Consider the following 17637-nt stretch of genomic DNA (forward strand, 5'->3'; position numbering starts at 1 on the left):
CACCATGACCACCACCTCCAATCCCCACGCCGCCTACCGACCCTGGTCCGTGCGCACGGTGGTGGTCCGCCTCTCGCGCAAGCTCTCGGCCACCTACCGCATCCGCACCGGCCGCCGCCTTTCGCAATTGCTCGCGACGCTGCTGGCGGCGGTTTCGCCCTGGGCCACCGCCCTGCCCGAAGGCGCGCAGGTGGTGGCCGGCCAGGCCAGCGTCAGCACACCCTCGGCCAATGCCATGGTGGTCAACCAGGCCAGCGACAAGGCCGTGCTCAACTGGCAAAGCTTCAACATCGGCGCCGGCCAGTCCATGCAGTTCGTGCAGCCCGGCGCCGCCTCCGTCGCGCTGAACCGCGTCATCGGCAACGGTGCCTCGTCCATCTTCGGCTCGCTGAGCGCCAACGGCCAGGTCTTCCTGGTCAATCCCTCGGGCGTGATGTTCGCGCCCGGCGCGCAAGTCAACGTCGGCGGCCTGGTCGCGTCCAGCCTGGACATCAGCAACGGCGACTTCATGGCCGGCCGCTACAACTTCAGCGGCACAGGCACGGGCGCCGTCAGCAACCACGGCAGCATCACCGCCGCGCGCGGCGGTTACGTGCTGCTGGCCGCGCCGCAGGTCAGCAACACCGGCGCCATCAGCGCCGAAGCCGGCTCGGTCGGCCTGCTCGCGGGCTCGCGTGTGTCGGTCGACACCTCGGGTGTGGGCCTGGTGAGTTTCTCGGTGGACGCCGCGGCCGCGCAGGCAGCGATCGACAACAGCGGCAGCATCACGGCTTCGGGCGGCCAGGTCGCCGTGCTGGCCAGCGCCATGGGCGACGCGATGGCGACCGTCATCAACCAGTCGGGCATCATCCGCGCCAACTCGGCGGTGGAGCGCAACGGCACCATCGTGCTGAGCGGCGGTGCCACGGGCATCGTGAACGTCAGCGGCGAGTTGAGCGCGGCCGGCACCGCGGCGGGGCAGACGGGCGGCACGGTCAAGGTGCTGGGCGACAAGGTCGCGCTGACGGGCGGCGCGTTGATCGACGTTTCCGGTGATGCAGGCGGAGGCACGGCGCTGGTCGGCGGCGATTACCAGGGCCTCAATGCGGCCGTGCAGAACGCCAACCGCAGCTACATAGGCGCCGATGCCAGCATCAAGGCCGATGCCCTCGGCAGCGGCAACGGCGGCAAGGTCATCGTCTGGGCGGATGACGTCACACAGTTCCACGGCAGCATCACGGCCAAGGGCGGGGCGCAAGGCGGCGACGGCGGCTTTGTTGAAACCAGCGGCAAGGCGGTTCTGCAGGCGCTGGGTAGCGTCGACGCCTCGGCGCCGAACGGGGCGGCGGGGCAATGGCTGCTGGACCCGAACAACATCACGATTCAAACCACGGGGCCCAACACCAACGTCTCGGCAACGCCCAATTTCACCAGCACCAACGACGCCGCCATCGTGACCACGGCGAGCATCCAGACGGCCTTGAACGGCGGGACCTCCGTCAACGTCACGACCGCAAGCGCCGGCACCAACGGCCAGGCCGGTGACATCAGCGTCAACAATGCCATCGCCAAGACGGCCGGCGGTGCAGCGACCTTGACCCTCAATGCCTCCAACAACATCACCTTCGGCGTGGGTGCGAATGTCACCTCCACCGTTGGCGCCCTTGGCGTCACGCTCAACGCGGCCGGCGCGATCACTTCGCCAGCAAATTTCAGCCTCAATGGGGGCACGCTGAATTACAACGCCGCCGGCAACGCCACACAGTCGGGGCTTGTCCAGGGGACAACAGCGGTCGTGAAAAACGGTGCCGGCACCTTGACCCTGTCGGGCGCGAACACCTACAGCGGCGGCACGACGGTCAAGGCGGGAACCCTGTCGGGCACGACCAGCGCCACCGCCTTCGGCACCGGCGCGATCACGCTGGGCGACAGCAGCGGCAGCGCCAATACAACACTCAACGGCGGCTTTGCCGGCACGCACGCCAACGCGATCAGCGTGGCGGCCGGCAACACCGGTGTGGCCAGCATCACCTCCAGCGCCACCAGTACCTTTAGCGGCGTGGTCACACTCAACAGCCACGACTTGCGGCTCGCGTCGGCGGCCAGCAACCTCACCTTGCTCGGTTCGGTCACGGGCACGGGCAACCTGGCACTCAACACCACGGGAGCCGGAGCCATCGGGCTGGCAGGCGCGGGAACATTGAACAACACCGGCACTGTGACCAACAGCGGCACGGGTGCGGGCGGCGGCATCATCAACAGGGTCATCGGCACCAATGTCACAGGCATCGTGCAGAACAGCGCCACCTCGCAATTGACCCTATCGGGTGCGAACACCTACAGCAGCGGTACGACGGTCAAGGCGGGAACGGTGTCCGGCACCGTGGCGGCCGCCTTCGGCACGGGCGCGATCACGCTGGGCGACAGCAGCGGCAGCGCCAACACCACGCTCAATGGCGGCTTTGCCGGCACGCATACCAATGCGATCAACGTGGCGGCGGGTAACACCGGCACGGCCAGCATCACTTCCAGTGCCAACAGCACCTTCAGCGGCGCCGTCACACTCAGCAGCCACGACCTCAGGCTGGCCCCGGCCGGCGGTAATACCCTCACCTTGAGCGGAGGTGTCACGGGTACCGGCAACCTGGCACTCAATACCACGGGAAGCGGAACGATCACGCTGTCGGGTGCCAGTGGGGTGAACAACATCGGCACGATCAGCAACACCGGCACCGGCAGCGGTGCGGCGGCCATCAGCGCAGCCGTGGGTACCAATGTCACAGCCATTACAGAGGCCAGCGCCACTTCGGCACTCACCGTCAGCGGCGCACTCACTGTCAATAGCGGCGGCACGACCCTGACCAACAGCAATACAGGCGGCCCGGCGCTCACGGTTTCGGGCGGCGTAAGTGGTGCAGGCGACCTGGTGCTTAACAACAACAGCACTGGTGGCGCCATCATATTGTCGAGCGCCGCCGTCAACAACAGCGGCACGATTACCAATAGCGGCACAGGTACAGGCACTGTCCTTATCAGTGCGGCGGTGGGCGCCAACGTCACGGCCATCACCGAAAACAGCGCCACTTCGGCCTTGCTCGTCAACGGCGCGGTCACTGTCAACGCCGCGGGCACGACATTCACGAACAACAATGCCAGCGGTAGCGCGCTGCTCACGGTCACGGGCGCGGTGAGCGGCACCGGCAACCTGGTGCTCAACAACAACAGCGCGATCGCCAACGGCATTACGCTGTCAGTCGGAGCCTTGAACAACACCGGCACGGTCACCAATGCCGGCACGGGTGCAGGCGCAACGAGCATCAGCAGGGCGATCGGCACCAACGTGACCGGCGTCGTGCAGAACAGCGCCACCTCGCAGCTCACGCTCGCGGGCTCAAACACCTACAGCAGCGGTACAAGCATCAAGGCGGGCACGGTCACCTCCATCACGGGGGCCTCGTTCGGCACCGGCGCGATCACGCTGGGCGACAGCACCGGCAGCGCCGACGCCACGCTTAACGTCAGCGCTGCCGTTGCGTACTCCAACGCCATCAACGTGGCGGCCGGCAATACCGGCGTGGCCAGCATCACCTCCAGCGCCAGCAGCGGCAACAGCACCTTCAACGGCGCCGTCACGCTCAACAACCATGACCTGAGGCTCGCGCCGGCCGCCAGCAACCTCATCTTGGCCGGTGCGGTCACAGGCACCGGCAACCTGGCACTCAACACGACGGGAGCCGGAACCATCACGCTGTCGGGCGCCGGGGCGCTGAACAACATCGGTACCGTGACCAACAGCGGAACGGGCGCGGGCGGCAGCACCATCAGCAAGGTGGTAGGCACCAACGTCACCGGCGTGGTGCAAAACAGCGCCACCTCGCAGCTGACCCTGTCGGGCGCGAACACCTACACCAGCGGCACGGTGATCAAGGCCGGCACGGTATCGGGCACCGCGGCGGCCGCCTTCGGCACGGGCGCGATCACGCTGGGCGACAGCAGCGGCAGCGCCAACACCACGCTCAACGGCGGCTTTGCCGGCACGCATACCAATGCGATCAACGTGGCGGCGGGCAACACCGGCACGGCCAGCATCACTTCCAGCGCGGCGAGCATCTTCAGCGGCGCCGTCGCACTCAACAGCCATGACCTGCGGCTGGCCCCGGCTGCCAGCAACCTCACCCTGAGCGGCGGCCTCACGGGTACGGGCAACCTGGCACTCAACACAACCGGGGTCGGGACGATCACGCTGTCGGGCGCCAGTGGGGTGAACAACAGCGGCACCATCAGCAACACCGGAACAGGTGCCGGCGCAACGACGATCAGCGCGGCAGTGGGGGCCAACGTCACGGCCATTACCGAAAACAGCGCCACCTCGGCGCTGACGGTCAGTGGTGCACTTGCCGTCAATGGCGCGGGCACGACGCTGACCAACAGCAATGCCAGTGGTACTTCGGTGCTCGTGGTTTCCGGGGGCGTGAGCGGCACCGGCAACCTGGCGCTCAAGAACAACAGCGCGATTGCCAGCGGCATCACGCTGTCGGGTACGACGGCCAACAACACCGGGACCATCACCAACAGCGGGACAGGCACGGGTAGTACCCTGATAAGTGCCGCGGTGGGCGCCAACGTCACTGGCATCACAGAAAACAGCGCCACCTCGGCGCTGACGGTCAGCGGCGCGCTCACCGTCAACAGCGGCGGCACGACCCTGACGAACAGCAACGCCAGCGGTACCAGGCTGCTCACGGTCTCCGGGGGCGTGAACGGCACCGGCAACCTGGTGCTCAACAACAACAGCGCGATTGCCAACGGCATTACGCTGTCGGGCACAACGGCCAACAACACCGGCACGATCACCAACGAAGGAACCGGCACCGGCGTAACGCTGATCGGCAACGTCATAGGCACCAACGTGACCGGCGTGGTGCAGAACAGCGCCAGCTCGCAGCTGACGTTGTCGGGCATCAACACCTACAGCAGCGGCACGACCATCAAAGCCGGCACGGTATCGGGCACCGTGGCTGCCGCTTTCGGCACGGGCGCAATCACGCTGGGCGACAGCAGCGGCAGCGCCAACGCGACGCTCAACGGCGGCGGCGCCGTGACGCACACCAACGCGATCAACGTGGCGGCCGGCAATACCGGCATAGCCAGCATCACCTCCAGTGCCAACAGCATCTTCAACGGCGCCATCACCCTCAACAACCATGACCTGGTGCTCGCGCCGGCGGCCAGCCCCCTCACCTTGACCGGTGCGATTACGGGCACCGGCAACCTGAGCACCGGGGGGGGCGGAACCGTCAACCTGTCGGGCGCCGGAACATTGAACATTACCGGCACGGTGACCAACAGCGGCACGGGAACGGGCGGCACCAGCATCAACAAGGTGATTGGCACCAACGTCACGGGCGTCGTGCAGAACAGCGCCACTTCACAGCTGACCCTGAACGGTGCGAACACCTACAGCGGCGGCACGACGATCAAGGCCGGCACGGTATCAGGCCTCGTGGCGGCCGCCTTCGGAACCGGTGTGATCACGCTGGGCGACAGCAGCGGCAGCGCCAACGCCACGCTCAACGGCGGCGGCGCCGTGACGCACGCCAACGCGATCAACGTGGCGGCGGGCAACACCGGCGTGGCCAGCATCACCTCCAGCGCCAACAGCACCTTCAGCGGCGCCGTCACGCTCAACAACCATGACCTGATGCTCGCGCCGGCGGCCAGTACCCTCACTTTGACCGGTGCGGTTACGGGCACCGGCAACCTGGCACTCAACACCACGGGCGCCGGCGCCATCACGCTGTCGGGTGCCGGAGCATTGAACAACACCGGCACGGTGACCAACAGCGGCACGGGCACGGGCGGCAGCACCATCAGCAAAGTGATAGGCACCAACGTCACGGGCGTGGTGCAGAACAGCGGCACTTCGCAGCTGACGCTTTCCGGTGCGAACACCTACAGCGGCGGAACGGCGATCAAGGCCGGCACGGTGTCGGGAACCGTGGCGGCCGCCTTCAGCACCGGCGCCATCACGCTCGGCGACAGCAGCGGCAGCGCCAACACCACGCTCAGCGGCGGCGCTGCGCACACCAACGCGATCAATGTGGCCTCCGGCAACACCGGCGTGGCCAGCATCACCTCCAGCGCGGCAAGCACCTTCAGTGGCGCGGTCACGCTCAACAATCACGCCTTGCGGCTGGCCCCGGCGGGCAGCAACCTCACCCTGAGCGGCGGCATCACCGGCACCGGCAACCTTGCGCTGAATTCGACCGGTACCGGCGCGGTCACGCTATCGACAGCCGGCGTCAATAACGTTGGCACGATCAGCAACACAGGCACCGGCACGGGCGCCACCGCCATCAGTGCGGTAATAGGCAGCAACGTCACTGGCGTGGTGCAAAACAGCGCCACCTCGCAGCTGACCCTGTCGGGCGCCAACACCTACAGTGGCGGCACGACGATCAAGGCCGGCACGGTGTCAGGAACCGTGGCGGCCGCCTTCGGCACGGGCGCGATCACGCTGGGCGACATCAGCGGCAGCGCCAACACCACGCTCAGCGGCGGCGCTGCGCACACCAACGCGGTCAACGTGGCCGTCGGCAACACCGGCGTGGCCAGCATCACCGCCAGCGCGGCAAGCACCTTCAGCGGCGCGGTCACGCTCAACAACCATGATCTGAGGTTGGCTCCGGCGGCCGGCAACCTCACCTTGAGCGGTTCCGTCGCAGGCGCCGGCAACCTGGCACTCAACACGACGGGAACCGGAACCATCACGCTGTCGGGCGCCGGGGCATTGAACAACGTCGGGACCGTGACCAATAGCGGCACGGGCACGGGCGGCAGCACCATCAGCAAGGTGATAGGCGCCGGCGTGACCGGCGTGGTGCAAAACAGCGCCACCTCGCAGCTGACGCTGTCCGGCGTGAACACCTATACGGGAACCACCGCCGTCAACGCCGGCACACTGAGGCTTGGCGTTGCCAATGCGATCGGCGCCGCGTCGGCCGTCAACGTCCTGTCCGGTGCCACGCTCGACTTCAACAGCTTCAGCGATACCGTCGCCTCGGTGTCGAGCGCGGGCCTGGTCGCCTTTGGTACAGGCAACACGCTGACCACCAGCGGCGCGCAGATCTACACCGGCCAGGTGACCGGAAACAACGTCAAGCTGGCCAGCAACGGCGGCGGGGCGATCACCGCCAGCAACACATCGAACAACTTTACCGGCAACCTTACCATCCTGACGGCCGGGGCGGCCAGTGTCGTCAACGCCGGCGCCCTGGCCCTTGGTCAGGTGTCCGCAGACAGCCTGAGCGCGCGGGCGCTCGGTGGCAATCTCACGCTCAACAACTTCATCAGCACAAGCGGCAGCGGCGACGCCATTGTGCTGACGACGAGCGGCAACTTCATCAACAATGTGGGCGCCGGGGCGCTGGTGACGTCGTCCGGGCGCTGGCTGGTCTATTCGACCAGTCCCGTCTCGGATGTCAAAGGTGGGCTGACCGCCGCGTTCAAGCAGTACAACGCAACGTATGGCAGCGCCCTCCTGGGCACCGGCAACGGCTTTGTCCATTCCGTGGCGCCAACCATTTCCGCCGGACTCACCGGAACGGTGAGCAAGGTTTATGACGGGACCGCAAGCGCCACGCTGGCGGCCGGCAACTTCACCAGTTCCGGGGCCATCGACGGCGACGTGATCACCCTTAACAACCCGGCTGCCGGCAGCTACGACAACAAGAACGCCGGCACAGGCAAGACGGTCAGCGTATCCGGCGTTACCACCACCGCTTCCAATGGCGCCACCACGGTGTACGGCTACCAGGTGTCGGGCGGCGGTACCCTCACCGGCAACATCGGCACCAYCACGGCACGCAGCCTGACGGTCAGTGCCACCGGGACCAACAAGGTTTACGACGGCAACGCCACCGCCGGCGTGACTTTGGCCGACAACCGCGTCGCGGGCGACGTGCTGACCGCCAGCAACACGGCCGCCAGCTTCATCGACAAGAACGCCGGCACCGGCAAGACGGTGAACGTCAGCGGCATCGCCATCACCGGCACCGACGCCGGCAATTACTCGGTCAACACCACGGCGGCCACCACGGCCAACATCACCCAGCGTGCCCTCACGGTCAGCGCCACCGGGACTAACAAAGTTTACGACGGCAACACCACCGCCGGCGTGACCTTGGCCGACAACCGCGTCGCGGGCGACGTGCTGACCGCCAGCAACACTGCCGCGGGCTTTGCCGACAAAAACGTTGGTACCGGCAAGACAGTGAACGTCAGCGGCATCGGCATTGCCGGCACTGACGCCGGCAATTACTCAGTCAACACCACGGCGGCCACCACGGCCGACATCACTCAGCGTGCCCTCACGGTCAGCGCCACCGGGACCAACAAGGTTTACGACGGCAACACCACCGCCGGCGTGACCTTGGCCGACAACCGCGTTGCGGGCGACGTGCTGACCGCCAGCAACACGGCCGCCAGCTTCATCGACAAGAATGCCGGCACCGGCAAGACAGTGAACGTCAGCGGCATCGGCATCACCGGCACCGACGCCGGCAATTACTCGGTCAACACCACGGCGGCCACCACGGCCGACATCACGCAGCGGGCCCTCACGGTCAGCGCCACCGGGACCAACAAGGTTTACGACGGCAACACCACCGCCGGCGTGACCTTGGCCGACAACCGCGTCGCGGGCGACGTGCTGACCGCCAGCAACACGGCCGCCAGCTTCATCGACAAGAATGCCGGCACCGGCAAGACAGTGAACGTCAGCGGCATCGGCATTGCCGGCACTGACGCCGGCAATTACTCGGTCAACACCACCGCCGCGACCACGGCCGACATCACGCAGCGGGCCCTCACCGTGAGCGCCACCGGCCAGAACCGGGTGTATGACGGCGGCACCATCGCCACAGTGACGCTCCTCGACAACCGGGTTGCCGGTGACGTGCTCACCGCCAGCAACACGGCGGCCAGCTTTGGCGACAAGAACGTCGGTACCGGCAAGGCCGTCAGCGTCAGCGGCATTGGTATCAGCGGCACCGACGCCGGCAACTATACGGTCAACAGCACGGCAGCCACTACCGCCAACATCACACAGCGCGCCCTCACGGTCAGCGCTACCGGGAGCAACAAGGTCTACGACGGCGGTACGACGGCCGGCGTGACCCTGGCGGACAACCGGGTCGCCGGCGATGTGCTCACCGCCAGCAACACGGCCGCGAACTTCGCCGACAAGAACGTCGGTACCGGCAAGGCCGTCAACGTCAGCGGCATCGGTATCACCGGCACCGACGCCGGCAACTACAGCGTCAACACCACGGCGGCCACTACCGCCAATATCACCCAGCGTGCCCTCACGGTCAGCGCCACCGGAAGCAACAAGGTCTACGACGGCGGTACGACGGCCGGCGTGACCCTGGCCGACAACCGGGTTGCCGGCGATGTGCTGACGGCTACCAACACGGCTGCCAGCTTTGGCGACAAAAACGTGGGCACCGGCAAGGCCGTCAGCGTGAGCGGCATCGCCCTCACGGGCACCGACGCCGGCAATTACAGCGTCAACACCACCGCCGCGACCACGGCCGACATCACGCAGCGCGCCCTCACCGTCAGCGCCACCGGCCAGAACCGGGTTTACGACGGCGGCACCGTTGCCACCGTCACCTTGTCCGACAACCGCGTCGCGGGTGATGTGCTCAGCGCCAGCAATACCGCTGCCGGCTTCGCCGACAAGAATGTGGGCACCGGCAAGGCCGTCAGCGTCAGCGGCATCGGCATTAGCGGCACCGATGCCGGCAACTACAGCGTCAACACCACCGCCGCGACCACGGCCAATATCACCCAACGCGCCCTCACGGTCAGCGCCACGGGAAGCAACAAGGTCTACGACGGCAATACCACCGCCGGCGTGACCCTGGCGGACAACCGCGTCGCGGGCGATACGCTTACCGCCAGCAACACGGCCGCGAACTTCGCCGACAAGAACGTCGGCATCGGCAAGGCCGTCAGCGTGGGCGGCATCGCCATTACCGGCACCGACGCCGGCAACTACAGCGTCAACACCACGGCGGCCGCCACGGCCAACATCACGCAACGCGCCCTCACGGTCAATGCCACGGGAAACAACAAGGTCTACGACGGCGGCACCGCCGCCGGCGTGACCCTCACGGACAACCGCGTCGCGGGCGACGTGCTCAGCGCCAGCAATACCGCTGCCAGCTTCGCCGACAAGAATGTGGGCATCGGCAAGGCTGTGAGCGTGGCCGGCATCGCCATCACCGGCACCGATGCCGGCAACTACAGCGCCAACACCACGGCGGCGACCACCGCCGACATCACGCAGCGCGCCCTCACGGTCGGCGCCGCGGCACAAAACAAGGTGTACGACGGCGGCACGGCCGCGACGGTGACGCTCAACGACAACCGGGTTGCCGGCGACGTGCTCGCCGCCAGCAACACGTCGGCGGCCTTCACCGACAAGAATGCCGGCATCGGCAAGACGGTCAACGTCGGCGGCATCGCCATCACGGGCACCGACGCCGGTAATTACAGCGTCAACACCACGACCACCACCACGGCGACCATCACGCCGGCCTCCATCGCCAATGTCAGCGGCATCACCGCCGCCGACAAGGTGCAGGACGGCACCACGGCCGCCACGCTGGCGACCGGCGCCGCGGCCTTTACCGGCCGCATAGGCGCGGACGTGCTGACGGTGGGCGCCGCGACCGGCAACTTCGACACCCCCGCCGTCGGCAGCGGCAAACCCGTCAGCATCACCGGCATCACGCTGTCGGGCGCGGACGCCGGCAATTACGTGCTGCTCAACACCACGGCCGCGACCACGGCCAGCGTCACGCCGGCGCCGGCCAATATGGCCGAGCGGACCGGGGATTTACGCATCGTCAACGGCACCGCGCTGCCGGTGCTGGAAGCCGACGACCGGCGTGAACAGGCCTTCCGCCGCGCGGCCGGCATACGGAGCACGCAGGAACTGGCCGAGACGACGGAAGCACCGCCTTTCCGCCTGGCGGGCTTTCCCGATACGCCCAACGCCACCAATCCGGCGCAGGGCGACTGCACCGTCGGGGCCGGCATCGTGAATTGCCTGGCCGGCGTGCCGCAGGCGGGCCAGGGGCAGTAAGCGGCGGCCCCCCGCCTGTCTGTGTTTGCGGACGACATTTAGCCGGCCTGGTGACGTTTTCGCCGGGTATCATGTGGCCGATAACTCACTTCAAAGGGGAGCGCGCCATGGCACTAATGGACTTCATCAAGAAACAGTTCATCGACATCATCCAGTGGACCGAGGACGGCGACGGCACATTGGCCTGGCGTTTCCCGATGGCCGACATGGAGATCCAGTACGGCGCCTCGCTCACCGTGCGCGAGTCGCAGATGGCGGTGTTCGTCAACGAGGGCAAGGTCGCCGACGTCTTCGGCCCCGGCATGTACAAGCTGACCACGCAGACCATCCCGGTCCTGACCTACCTCAAGAACTGGGACAAGCTGTTCGAATCGCCCTTCAAGAGCGACGTTTACTTCTTCAGCACGCGCCAGCAGATCGACCAGAAGTGGGGCACGCCCCAGCCCATCACCATTCGTGACAAAGACTTCGGCGCCGTTCGCCTGCGCGCCTTCGGCAACTACAACTTCCGCGTCGCCGACCCCAAGCTTTTCCACACCGAGATCTCGGGCACGCGCGAGCGCTACAGCACGGCCGACCTCGACGGGCAGCTGCGCGGCCTGGTGCTGCAGAATATTTCGAACGCCATCGCCTCCAGTGAAATCGCCTTCCTGGACCTGGCCGCCAACCAGCTGGCCTTCGCGCAGGCGCTGGTCACGCAACTCACACCCGAGTTCGCCAAGATAGGCCTGAAGCTCGAGGGCATGACGGTGCAGAACGTCTCGCTGCCCGAAGAGCYGCAGAAAATCCTCGACCAGAAAATCGGCATGGGCATGGTCGGCAACGACATGGGCAAGTTCATGCAGTACCAGACGGCGCAGGCGATCCCSAAGTTYGCCGAGGGCGCAGGCGGCGGCGGCGGCATTGCCGGCGACGCCATGGGCCTGGGCGCCGGCGTGGCGCTGGGCCAGGTGCTGGCGCAAAACCTGCAGCAAGGCCTGCAGGGCAATCCTGCGCAGGCCGCCGCGGCGGYTGCCGCCGCCGTCAAGCCCGACGACGTGATGGCCACGCTTGAGAAGCTCGGCGAACTCAAGGCCAAGGGCATCCTCACGCAGGAAGAGTTCGACGCCAAGAAGGCCGAGCTGCTCAAGAAGCTGGTCTGATGCCGGTTCTGCCGCGCATCGTTCACTGACCGCCCATCTTGGCATCCGAGCCCCAGCAACGCGCGTACCGCGCGCCGTGTCCCGGCTGCGGCGCGCCCGTTGAATTTCGCAGCGCGCAGTCCACGCACGCGGTTTGCGGCTATTGCCAGAGCACGGTCGTGCGCGACGGCGACACGCTGTCGCGCATCGGCAAGATGGCCGAGCTCTTCAACGACTTCAGCCCGCTGCAGTTGCAGGCCTCGGGGGTCTGGCAGGGCCGCAACTTCACGCTGGTCGGCCGCCTGCAATATCGGTACGCGCAAGGCACCTGGACCGAGTGGTACGCCGTGCTGGACGACGGCAAGCCGGCCTTCCTGAGCGAAGACAACGGCGCTTACGTTTTCAGCCTGCCCACCAGCCTGAAGCGCGAGGTGCCGCCGGCCCAGAGCTTCCGCGTCGGCGCTACCACCGCCATCAACGCCAAGCCCTTCAGCGTGGCGTCGAACGAGGGCGTGTCGCTGCTGTCGGCCCAGGGCGAGCTGCCGCGCCTGCCGGCGTTGGGCGCGCCTTTTGCGATGGTGGAGCTGCGCAGCGCCGACGGCAATGTGCTCAGCATCGACTATGGCATGGTGGCCGGCGGCGGGGCGCCCGCGCTGTCGCTGGGCCGTGCCGTGCTGCTGGACGAGCTCAAGCTCAGCGGCCTCAAAGACGAATCCGCCAAGGACGAAAAGGGCAAGCAGTTCAGCTGCCCCAACTGCGGCGCACCGGTCGAGGTCACGCTGGCCGGCAGCAAAAGCATCACCTGCCGCTCCTGCAACAGCATCATCGACCTCACGCAGGGCACGGGCGCCGCACTCAAACATGCGATCCAGGACGAGCCCGTCAGCCCGTTGATCGCGCTGGGCACCATCGGCCAGTTGTCGGGCGCGCAATGGCAGGTCGTGGGTTTCCAGCACCGCATGGGCTACGAGGCCGACGACCCGGACGAACATTTCGGCTGGGACGAATACCTGCTCTACAACCAGAAGCGCGGGTTCACGTTTCTGGTCGATGCCGAAGACGGCTGGAGCCTGGTCAAGCCGATCACCGGCGCGCCCATCTTCAAGCCCGGCGAGAACAGCGCCGTTTACCTCAAGACGAACTACCCGCTGCAAAGCAGCTACCAGGCCGAAACCAGCTATGTCGCCGGCGAGTTCTACTGGCAGGTCCAGCGCGGGCAAAAGACGTATAACCGGGACTTCCGCAGCGGCAGCGCCTTGCTGTCGCAGGAAGAAGCGCCCAACGAAATCACCTGGTCCAGCGGCAGCAAGCTGGACGGCGAACTGGTCGCCAAGGCCTTCAAGCTCGACGGCAAGAAGGATTTGTTCAAGCGCGAAGACGCCAAGCCGCTGAGCGGTGCCGCCGGCATGGGCTGCGGCACCATCATCGTGGTGGTGCTGCTGGTCCTGTTATTCCTTTTTCTGATAGGCCGCTGTTCAAGCTGCGACCCGAAGATCGAAAATTGTTCCTCCTCCAGCAGCTCGCGCAGTTCAGGCGGCTCGTTCGGCGGTTTTTCCGGCGGGGGCGGCCACAAATGAAGGCTGCCTCTTTTTGTTTCTTCTGTTCAACCTGGCAGACTTTTTCTGGAGACCATCATGGGACTTGAATGGCTTAAACCCGCCGCTTTCCTCGGCTCGATCCTGTTCGCGCTGATCGGCGTGATCATCTTCTGGCTGAGTTTTGTCATCATCGACAAGATCACGCCTTATGACTTGTGGCTGGAAATTGTCGAGAAGCAGAATGTGGCACTGGCGCTGGTCGTCGCTGCGATGGCGCTGGGCATTTGCATCATCGTAGCCGCCGCCATCCACGGCTAGTTCTTTCGGGGCTACTGCGCGGGCCGGGGGCGGCGTGGGTCCGGTGCTCGGAATCCTCACGTACCTGAAGTACGTTCCGGTTCCTGTGCTCCGTCCGCCTTGCCCGCGGCCCGCTCGCTACGCCCTGTGCGCCGCCGTTGATCGGCTCGCTGCGCGTCGCCTCACTTACTCTCTGCAATCATCTGCTCTGCCTTGAACACTGAAACCCCCTCCACCACCCCACCGCGCCCCCTCGAGGTCGCGCTGCTGGCCAGCGTCTTTGTCGTGGCGGCCTGTGGGCTGGTGTATGAGCTGGCGGCGGGGGCTCTGGCTTCTTACCTGCTCGGTGATTCGGTGCTGCAGTTTTCCACCATCATCGGCAGCTACCTGTTCGCCATGGGCATCGGGTCCTGGCTGTCGCGGTTTTTCGAGCGGCAGCTGCCGGCCCATTTTTTGCGCATTGAGTTGATGGTGGCGCTGGTCGGTGGGGCCTTGCCGGCCGTGCTGTTCCTGGCGAATGCTTATGTCCCCGGCGCGTTCCGCTTTCTGCTGTATGCCATGGTGCTGTTGGTCGGCACGCTGGTGGGGCTGGAGATTCCGCTGGTGATGCGCATCCTGCGGCGCAACGTCGCGCTCAAGGAACTGGTCTCGCAGGTACTGACCTTCGACTACCTGGGCGCGCTGGCGGTGTCGCTGGCGTTTCCACTGGTGCTGGTGCCGCAGCTGGGCCTGATCCGCACCGGCATGCTGTTTGGCCTCATGAACGCGGCCGTCGCGCTGTGGGCGCTGTGGCTGTTCCGCCATGAGCTGCGGCACGTCAAGGCGCACGCCATGGCCTGCGTGGCGGTGTTGTGCGCACTGGGCGCCGGCTTTGTGGGCGCGAACCAGATCACCACGCTGGCCGAAGACCATTTTTACCAGGACCGCGTGGTCTTCACCGCCACCACGCCTTACCAGCGCATCGTGGTGACCAACGGCCGCGGCGGCCACCGGCTGTTCCTCAACGGCAACCTGCAGTTCGCCGAGCGCGACGAATACCGTTACCACGAAGCGCTGGTGCACCCGGTGATGAGCGCGCACGGCGCCCCCAAAAAAGTCGCCGTGCTGGGCGGCGGCGACGGCATGGCGGTGCGCGAGATTCTCAAGTACCCCGGTGTGGAAAGCATCACCCTGGTCGAGCTGGACCCGGCCATGACCGATCTCTTCAGCCAGCAGCCGGCCTTGAAGCGCCTCAACGGCGATGCCTTGTTGTCGCCCAAGGTGAAGGTGGTGAATGCCGATGCTTTCCAGTGGCTGGACAAGAGCGCGGACATGTTCGACATCATCGTGGTCGACTTCCCCGACCCCACCAATTTTTCGATCGGCAAGCTCTATACCAACTCGTTCTACGCGCTGCTCGACAGCCACCTTTCGGCCAGCGGCTATGCGGTGATCCAGACCACCTCGCCGCTGGTGGCGCGCCGCAGCTACTGGACGGTGGTGAGCACGCTGGAAGCCGTGGGCCTGAAGACCGCGCCCTACCACGCCAATGTGCCCAGCTTCGGCGAATGGGGTTTTGTGGTCGCCAGCCGCCGGCCCTTCAGCCCCGCGACACAAGCCGGCGCCCTGCCCTCCGGCCTGCGTTTTCTGGATCCCCAAACCCTGCCGCTGCTGTTTGATTTCCCGGTCGACATGGCGCGCGTGCCGGCGCCCGTCAACCGGCTCTCCAACCAGGAGCTGGTGCACAGCTACGAGCAGGAATGGGGCAAGGTGCTGCGTTGAAGCGCCGTGATTTTTTGGCAGCGTCCGCGTTGCCATTGGCGCTGGCCGGCTGCAAAGAGGCTCGGCACATCGACGGCGGCTTTATCGGCGTGAACCACGAACGCGGCCACACGCTGCGCCCGTCCGCTAACGGCGAAACGCGTGCCTGGCCCTCCCCTTCGGTCACCCGGCGCACCCGTGTGCTGATTGCCGGCGGCGGTGTCGCCGGCCTCGCGGCGGCGCGCGCGCTGCGCCTGCGCGGCATGAATGATTTCGCGATGCTGGAGCTTGAGGACAGCGCCGGCGGCAACAGCCGCGGCGGCGTGGTCGGCGGCCTGCCTTGTCCGCTGGGCGCGCACTACCTGCCGGTGCCCGGCGACGGCGCGCGCGAGGTGCAGGATTTTCTCGAAGAGCTGTCGCTGCGCCGGCGCGTGGCCGGCCGCTGGGAATATGACGAGCGCCACCTGTGCCACAGCCCGCAGGAGCGCCTCTTCATCAACGGCCAGTGGCAGGAGGGCCTGCTGCCCCAGCAGGACATGGACGCCGCGCTGCTCGCCGACTACCAGCGCTTTGCGCGGCTGGTGCGGCAGGCCGCGGAAGCCGCGCCTTTTTCGATCCCGCTTTCCGGCGGCGCACCGCCGCCGCCGCACCGCGTGCTGGACGGCCTGAGCTTTGAAGCCTGGCTGGACCAGCAGCAGCTCACGCGCGCGCCGCTGCGCTGGTACCTCGACTACTGCTGCCGCGACGACTACGGCGCCGGCCTGGACACGGTTTCGGCCTGGGCCGGCATCCATTATTTCGCGAGCCGCCACGGCTTCCAGGCGCCCGGCGAGCCGCCTTCGGCCGAGCGCGACGCCGGCGTGCTGACCTGGCCCGAAGGCAACGGCTGGCTCACGCGGCAACTGGCCGCGCCGCTGGGCGAGCGCCTGCATACCGGCCGTGTGGTCATCCGCGTCGCCGCAGGCCGGCACGGCGTGGAGGTCGACGCCTTCAACGCGGCCACGCAGGCCGTGGAACGCTGGCAGGCCGATCACTGCATCCTCGCCCTGCCGCTGTTCATCGCCGCCCGCGTCGTGGAAAGCCCCCCGCCCGCGCTGCGCGAAGCCGCCAGCCAGCTGCGTTACGCCCCCTGGCTGGTCGCCAACCTGCACATTGATTCAGCCCTGCACGACCGGCCCGGCGCCGCGCCCAGCTGGGACAACGTGATCTACGGCGACAACCCCGGCCTGGGGTACGTCGACGCCAAACACCAGAGCCTGCAAGCCGTGCCCGGCGCGACGGTGCTCACTTACTACCGTGCCTTCGGCATTGGGGCGGCCGGCCGGAAAACTTTGTACGAGCAACCCTGGACGCACTGGCGCGATAGTGTGCTCACCGAACTCTCGGTGCCGCATCCCGACCTGCCCGGCAAGGTCACGCGCATGGAGGTGATGCGGTACGGGCATGCTATGAGTACGCCCGTACCGGGTGTGCGCGGCAGTTCGGCACTGCGGGCCTTGCAAGTTACTTTGCCTTTGCCTTGGCGGCGGCTGCATTTTGCGCACAGTGATTTGTCTGGGTATTCGGTTTTTGAAGAGGCGTTTACTCAGGGGCATAGGAGAGGCGCGTCTTTGAGTTTGGGCTGAGTTGTTCCGGTCTTTGCGCTCTTTGCTTRGTTCTGCTGGCCGGGGGTAGCCCGGCGGCTACTCACTTTTCTTTTGCTTCGCCAAAAGMAAAGTAAGCAAAAGAAAAGGCGACCCTGGTTGCTGCGTCCCTTCGCTTCGCTACGGGCAACCTGCGGTGCTCGGTCCAGACGGGGTCTCGCTAA

General features: G+C 66.5%; 6 protein-coding genes and 1 other RNA gene. All 7 read left to right on the forward strand.

Annotation, left to right across the window (positions count from 1 at the left end; translation table 11 throughout):
- Positions 1 to 4: 4 nt before the first annotated feature.
- Positions 5 to 11134: a YDG domain-containing protein gene (locus tag AC1D1Y_RS19295; RefSeq protein WP_477683744.1), complete on the forward strand. Its 11130-nt coding sequence runs from the start codon at positions 5 to 7 to the stop codon at positions 11132 to 11134.
- A 107-nt stretch (positions 11135 to 11241) separates the two neighbouring features.
- Positions 11242 to 12276: an SPFH domain-containing protein gene (locus AC1D1Y_RS19300; protein WP_477683745.1), complete on the forward strand. Its 1035-nt coding sequence runs from the start codon at positions 11242 to 11244 to the stop codon at positions 12274 to 12276.
- A gap of 38 nt (positions 12277 to 12314) precedes the next feature.
- Complete coding sequence (locus AC1D1Y_RS19305) at positions 12315 to 13832, forward strand: DUF4178 domain-containing protein (protein ID WP_477683746.1); 1518 nt, start codon at positions 12315 to 12317, stop codon at positions 13830 to 13832.
- A 57-nt stretch (positions 13833 to 13889) separates the two neighbouring features.
- Complete coding sequence (locus AC1D1Y_RS19310; RefSeq protein ID WP_477655915.1) at positions 13890 to 14111, forward strand: DUF350 domain-containing protein; 222 nt, start codon at positions 13890 to 13892, stop codon at positions 14109 to 14111.
- Between the two features lie 58 nt (positions 14112 to 14169).
- Positions 14170 to 14244: non-coding RNA, sX9 sRNA (locus AC1D1Y_RS19315), on the forward strand.
- Positions 14245 to 14303: 59 nt separating this feature from the next.
- Entirely contained in the window at positions 14304 to 15851 is a 1548-nt protein-coding gene (locus AC1D1Y_RS19320; RefSeq protein WP_477683747.1) for a polyamine aminopropyltransferase, read from the forward strand.
- A complete protein-coding gene (locus AC1D1Y_RS19325) occupies positions 15830 to 17455 on the forward strand; it encodes an NAD(P)-binding protein (protein WP_477683748.1) in 1626 nt (541 codons plus the stop codon). The genes AC1D1Y_RS19320 and AC1D1Y_RS19325 overlap by 22 nt, the downstream gene beginning before the upstream one ends.
- Positions 17456 to 17637: the final 182 nt, after the last annotated feature.

It is taken from the genome of Polaromonas sp. P1_G1 (genome assembly GCF_056405595.1).